Annotated in this window: 7 protein-coding genes and 1 pseudogene; 5 read left to right on the top strand and 3 right to left on the bottom strand. The window is 67.1% G+C overall.

What is annotated here, in order from left to right; translation table 11 throughout:
- Positions 1–176 precede the first annotated feature (176 nt).
- Positions 177–593, top strand: coding sequence for an ASCH domain-containing protein (locus ABZ646_RS38275; protein WP_307530672.1), 417 nt, complete (start codon positions 177–179; stop codon positions 591–593).
- An 80-nt stretch (positions 594–673) separates the two neighbouring features.
- On the opposite strand, the gene ABZ646_RS38280 is transcribed toward ABZ646_RS38275, so the two are convergent.
- On the bottom strand, positions 674–1,126 hold the full coding sequence (locus ABZ646_RS38280) for a transposase (protein ID WP_360529813.1): 453 nt from the start codon (positions 1,124–1,126) through the stop codon (positions 674–676).
- A gap of 86 nt (positions 1,127–1,212) precedes the next feature.
- Between ABZ646_RS38280 and ABZ646_RS38285 the strand changes: the two are divergent.
- The 3 genes and pseudogenes from ABZ646_RS38285 to ABZ646_RS38295 form a co-directional block, all read left to right on the top strand.
- Positions 1,213–1,694: pseudogene (locus ABZ646_RS38285) on the top strand (IS21 family transposase); the annotation flags it as partial.
- 36 nt (positions 1,695–1,730) lie between these two features.
- Positions 1,731–2,060, top strand: coding sequence for an ATP-binding protein (locus tag ABZ646_RS38290; RefSeq protein ID WP_360529828.1), 330 nt, complete (start codon positions 1,731–1,733; stop codon positions 2,058–2,060).
- A 532-nt stretch (positions 2,061–2,592) separates the two neighbouring features.
- Entirely contained in the window at positions 2,593–2,721 is a 129-nt protein-coding gene (locus ABZ646_RS38295) for a hypothetical protein (RefSeq protein ID WP_360529816.1), read from the top strand.
- A gap of 442 nt (positions 2,722–3,163) precedes the next feature.
- Here the strand turns inward: ABZ646_RS38295 and ABZ646_RS38300 are convergent, their stop codons facing one another.
- The gene (locus tag ABZ646_RS38300; RefSeq protein WP_360529819.1) at positions 3,164–4,360 is read right to left on the bottom strand and encodes a macrolide family glycosyltransferase; all 1,197 of its coding nucleotides are present in this window, start codon (positions 4,358–4,360) and stop codon (positions 3,164–3,166) included.
- Positions 4,361–4,418: 58 nt separating this feature from the next.
- Positions 4,419–5,072 carry a CatB-related O-acetyltransferase gene (locus ABZ646_RS38305; RefSeq protein ID WP_360529822.1) on the bottom strand — a complete coding sequence of 218 codons (654 nt, stop codon included), beginning with the start codon at positions 5,070–5,072 and terminating at the stop codon, positions 4,419–4,421.
- A gap of 99 nt (positions 5,073–5,171) precedes the next feature.
- Between ABZ646_RS38305 and ABZ646_RS38310 the strand changes: the two genes are divergently transcribed.
- Positions 5,172–5,798: a TetR/AcrR family transcriptional regulator gene (locus ABZ646_RS38310; RefSeq protein ID WP_360529825.1), complete on the top strand. Its 627-nt coding sequence runs from the start codon at positions 5,172–5,174 to the stop codon at positions 5,796–5,798.
- The last annotated feature ends 128 nt before the right edge of the window (positions 5,799–5,926 follow it).

Genomic DNA, 5,926 nt, shown 5'->3' on the forward strand with positions numbered 1-5,926 from the left:
CCGACCCGAAGCCCTACGTCTGGACGAAGACGGCGGACGAGATCCTCGAACGCCTCGCCAGTTATCTGAACAGAATTCCTGACTCAGAAGACTAGAGCGTGTTGCCAAAGTGCTTGCTGTGTGTGTCGGGACTAGCGGCCATTGATCAACGCGACTCGGGTTCGTACCATCTCCCGATGGGACATGACGATCTTCCGACTCTTGAACTCGCTTTTCCCGGACCAGAACGTGACCGTGGCGTGGCGGCGATCCTGAGCGGTCAGAAGACCGCGCTCACCGGCCTCCTGGAGATCTATGAGCACGCCGGAGAGGCAGTGCCGCAGAGCGGCCAGCGGTTCTCAGTGCTCGATTCCGAGGGTCGTCCGGCCGTCACGATCGAACTCGTCGACGTACGAGTCGTTCCCATGAAGGAAATCGACGATGACTTCGCGCGAGCCGAGGGGCGCGGTTACTCCGACGTTGCACAGTGGCGGGCAGCCCACGAAGAGTTCTTCCAGAGCGATGGGGTGAGCGAGTTCCTGGGTCGCACCCCCGACATCACCGATGACACTCTCGTCGTTGCCGAACGCTTCCGAGTGGTCAAGCCCGTGTGATCGGTGGCCGGCATCCGACACGACGAGAGTCCGGAAAATTCAGCTGGGCAAGCTCTGAGAGGCGGCGGGAAGGCTGTTGGTCATAGCCACTCGTTGATGGCTGCGACCAGTACTGCTGCCTCATAGCGGACGGCAAGTCCGTCATATCTCGCGGCCACGGCTCGGTGGCGCTTCAGCCGGTTGATCCCGCACTCCACCGCGTGGCGGTCTTTGTAGTCGGCCTCGTCGAACTTGGGCGGTCGGCCACCTCGGGAGCCGAGCTTCTTGCGGTTGCGGACCTGGTCGGACTTCTCCGGGATCGTGCAGGGGACGCCTCGTCTGCGCAGGTAGGCGCGGTTTGCGCGAGAGCCGTACGCCTTATCGGCGCGGACCATGTCCGGCCCGGTGCGAGGTCGGCCCGGGCCGATGCGGGGCACCCGGATGCCCTCCAGTACAGGTTGGAACTGCGGACTGTCATGCCTCTGGCCCGCGGTGACGAGCAGGGACAGCGGCTTCTGCCCCTGCTCGACCGTGAGGTGCAGCGTGGCGGTCAACCCGCCCGCGGGCGATCGTGGAGTCCACGCTGACGTCCCAAGTGATCAGGCCCTTCGCATCGACCTCGGCCTGCAGTTGCTCGAAGATCCGCTTCCGGGTGCCGTCGCGCTGCCACCGTCGAAAGAGGTCGCAGAAGGAGATCTCACGGCGGCTGGGGGTGGCCCGGAACACGGTGCGGGCCGCGTTGAACTCGGACCGGCCGCCGAAGTACGAACGGGCCCCGCGCGGACGGGTAGCGGACGCCTTCGAGGCGCAGATCCGGGGCTTGTTGAACGAGTGGCCGACGATGCGGCGCCGGTGATCGCCGAGCGGATCAAGTGGCCGTACTCGATGTCTCCGCTGACGAAGAAACTGGCCGAGATCCGGCCGGAGTACGTCGGTATCGACCCGGTCGACCGGGTGGCCTACGAACCCGGCCAGATCACCCAGTGCGACCTGTGGTTCCCAGAGATGAGGGTCCAGGTCGCACCCGGCCAGCAGCGGGTCCTGCCGGTCCTGGTCATGACGCTCGGCTTCTCCCGGTTCCTGACCGCGGGGATGATCCCGACACGACAGGGCGGCGACATCCAGAACTGGTCCCACGAGGAGTACCTGGCCGCCCTGTTGCAGCGGCAGGCCGCCGACCGGGAGTCCAAGGGCACCGTGATGCGCATCCGCACCGCCCACTTCCCGCAGGTCAAGACGCTGGAGGACTTCAACCTCGACCACCTGCCGTCGCTGCGGCGCGATGTCCTCGCCCACTTGGCCACCGTCACGTTTGTCGCGAAGGCGGAGAACGTGATCCTGCTCGGCCCGCCGGGCATCGGCAAGACCAGAGCACTAGATCGGAAGCCCGCCGCGAACGAGGAGACCGGCGTGCGACCTTGTTGCCGACGTCATCCGGGCGGAAGACGGCCTGGCACCTCTACCGATCGGTCCGGCAGCAGAACCTGACGATCCGTCGTCCCCTGACACTGCGCCGAGCGAGCCGCCTGCACTGCCCAGCGAGGAGTAACGGAACTGCCCAGGGCGGCACAACGGCAACACCGACAATCTGAGCAGAGTGCTGCCTCAAGGCAGAAGGGTGGAGGTTCGAGTCCTCCCACGCGTTCCACCCCCGTTCCCCGGTTCTCCGCACAGTGGGCGCTCGTATGTTCGTTAAATAAATCGGGACTTGGCCGCGTGACGAGCTCAACGGCGTCGGCAGGTCAGCGAGTTAGGGATGTTCGTGCATGGCGGGTAACACCCAAGCCAGTTCCGTACATGCTCAACGGCCCGTGGCATCGCCAATGTTGAGCCGGTCACATTGCACTGAGGTAACGCTCGCGACGTACCCTCTTCCGGATTGGGGAATGGTCCGGCTGGCACGGTATCTTTTCGGTTACTCCTTCAGGGGGGGATCACGGCCCGCACCTACACGTGGGGGCGCGAACCGCGTTCCCCTGCGGTGCGGGGCGCATCCCCGCTTCGTTGGAAGGAGCCGATCTTGAAGCTGCTGGAGTGGCTGAGGGATCGGTGGCAGCAACACGTACGGCCGCACGTCTCCCCGGAGCGTGTGAGCGCGAGCTGCGAGGTCTTCCTCGTGATCGCGTGGCTCTACGAGCACCGTCCGTGAAACGAGTGAGCCCCAGCTGAGCGCTCAGCTCCGCCAGGGCCCACACCACCAGACCAAGGTTTCGTCCTCGTGGTCCGCAGGGTCGCAACCTGCGGGAGGACGGGGCCTTGGTCGTTCTCTGTTGCGCACGCAACAGAGAATCAACTCGGTATGAGCGTACCAACGATCCGCGCAGATTGAATCCGCGCGCTCGTAAAGCTAGTTTGCAGGCGACTGCTGCAATGAAGACTGCTGGCGGCTTTACTGCTGTCGAGTGCGAAGGCGTTGCCGACAACATTGCCGGTAAGGCACTGTGGTCCCGACGCTGCTGGTCGACCGCGATCCGGGCGTCGGGCGTATCTCCTCCAAAGACCAGGAGCCTGTGGTTGGGTCACATCCCTCGGCTGGTGAATACGCAGAGTGATGAACGAGAAGAGAACGCTTCCCTTGCGCGCTACTGAGCTCAGAGCGCGGGACCCTCGGCGGCGGCCAGGATGTGCTCGATGAGGTCAGCAGCGCGCGGGGTGCCACCCTCGGCCTGGCCGGCGGCCTGCAACTGCTTGGACCGGCCGATCCGTTCCGGATCTGTGACCAGGTCGTTCAGCGCCGTGCGGAGGGTCTCGGCGGTGGCGTCAGCGGTGTCCACACGGCGGGCGACGCCGAGTTCCACGAGTCGGTCGGCGTTCATGAACTGCTCGGCCCCCTGCGGCACGGCGATCATGGGAACGCCGGCGAGGAGCCCTTCCCCGCAGCCGCCCATGCCGGCGTGGGTGACGAAGGCGTCGGCCTGTTCCAGGATCGCCCGCTGCGGGACCCATGAGTGCACCTCGACGTTGGGCGGGATGGTGCCGAGTTCCCCGGGGTCGGTGTACTTGCCGATCTGGAGTACGACATGCCAGCCGGGTAGGTCGCCGAAGGCGGCGATGCACTGGCGGTAGAACCCCGGCTGGCGCGTGTACGCCGAACCGAGCGAGATCAGCAGCACATGGTCTGCGGCCGCCGGGCGGGTCCAGCCGTCCGTGTCTGCTCGGGTGTCGAAGCAGGGGCCGACGAAGGTCACCGTGTCGGTGTCGACTTGATCGGCGTGCGGCTGCATTGCTCTCGGGATCAGGGCGAGGGCCCGGGCGGGCGGGCCGGAGAACGTGTCCACGTCCGTCGTGGCCGCCCCGCAGTCGGCGAGCCACCGTGCGAACCTGTCCCGGTATGCGTCGGCGCCCGACAGCTTCCTCAGATGCGCCGCGACTTCCTCCTGGTAGCCGTCCCAGCCGACGAACGTCGGGGACAGCTGCACGAGGGGACGGCCCTGCGTTTCGGCGAGGGCGCGCGCGGCATAGGCGCCGATGTCGTAGAGGTACAGGTCGGCCGGATCGTCGCCGTAGGCAGCGCGCAGTTGCGGGAGCGCCTGGACGGCGTCGTCGAGGAAGAGGCTCGCCGCGGCGATGGGATCGGCGGGCCAGTCGTTGTCCGCGACGGGCAGCATGGAGGTGCAGGGCACCAGCTCCGCGCCGGTGGGCTCGATCCGGTCGGCCACGAACGGGGCGTTGGCGTAGGTGACCCGGTGCCCGCGGGCCACCAGCTCGCGGATGAGCGCGAGGCTGGGCAGGACATGGCTGACGATGGGGATGCCGACCATCGCGATATGGGCGCGGCGACGGGACATGGGTGATCACTCGTTTCTGGCGCGGGACGGGTGCGGGCGGTGTGGCGAGGACGCGGTGTCAGGGCCGGTCGATCTGCGCGGCGGCCTCCTCCATGTCGGCGACGGTCCCCGACATGATCGTCCGTACGTGCCTGGTGATGTGCTGCACGGGCCAGTCCCACCACGCCACGGCGAGGAGCCGGGCGATGTCCGCGGCGTCGTAGCGGGCGCGGATGAGCCGGGCGGGGTTGCCGCCGACGATGCCGTAGTCGGGGACGTCGCCGGTGACCACGGCGCCAGCGGCGATGATCGCGCCGTGACCGATGCGTACACCGGGCATGACCGTGGCGCCGTGGCCGAACCACACGTCGTTGCCGACGACCGTGTCGCCCCGGCCGGGCAGGTCGGTGATCAGGTCGAAGTGCTCCGCCCAGGAGCCCCCCATGGTGGGGAACGGGAAGGTGGAAGGACCGTCCATGCGGTGGTTGGCGCCGTTCATGATGAACCGGGTGTCCGTCCCCAGCGCGCAGTACGTGCCGATGACGAGCCGCTCGGGACCGTAGTGATACAGGACGTTGCGCGTCTCGAACGCGGTCGGGTCGTCCGGATCGTCGTAGTAGGAGAAGTCGCCGACCTCGATCAACGGCGACTTCACGAGCGGCTTGAGCAAAACCACGCGCGGGTGCTCGGGCATCGGGTGGAGCACGGTGGGATCAGCGGGAACGGGCGGCATCGCGGGGACGGTTCCTCTCCAGTGACCCTAGAGCGACAACTGTCGCATTAGGATGCTGGCACGGCCCTGCCGCCTTGATCAACCGGATACTGATTGCCGATGACAGACCCACTGGACACGACGTCGGACCGCCGCCCGGGCGGTCGCACCGCCCGCATCCGCGCCCAGGTCCTCGATGCGGTGCGCGCCGAACTCGCTGAACGCGGTCACGAAGGACTCACGATGGAGGGTGTCGCGACGCGGGCCGGAGTGCACCGCGCCACGGTCTACCGGCGTTGGCGCGATGTCGGCGGCCTGCTCGTCGACGTCATCGCCGCTGCCGGCGAAATCGACTGGCGGCCGCCGAACACCGGCTCGCTGCGCGGCGATCTGACAGCACTCAACCAGGAGATCCAGGAATCCCTGGTCGTACAGCCATCGCTCGCCGTCGCCCTGATGGCCGCCTCGTTCCACTCCGAACAGGCCGCGCGGGCCCAGACTCAGCTGTGGACGGACCGGTACGCCCAGTGCGAGATCCTCGTCGAGCGCGCCATCGAGCGCGGTGAACTTGGCGCACAGCACACGGACGCGCGGAGCCTGCTCATCGCCGCCACGGCGCCGCTCTACCACCAGATGGTGCTCCTACGCGCAAATCCGGACCCGCAACTCCCGGAACGGGCCGCGGAGGCAGCAGTCCTGGCGGCTGCCGCGGGTGCCTTCTGCGTCCGTCGGGAAGAGAGAGAGTGATCGACTGCGCTACATATCCGTTCGCCGTTGCTATACGAGAACGGGCCAAGATGCCCGGATTTACCGTAATTCCGTTCCAACTGCATTCCCTCACGCCCGACCCGGGCGGGCCCGGCCGGGCAGCACCC

The organism is Streptomyces sp. NPDC007162 (assembly GCF_040634175.1).
In the GTDB taxonomy this organism is placed as follows: Bacteria; Actinomycetota; Actinomycetes; order Streptomycetales; family Streptomycetaceae; genus Streptomyces.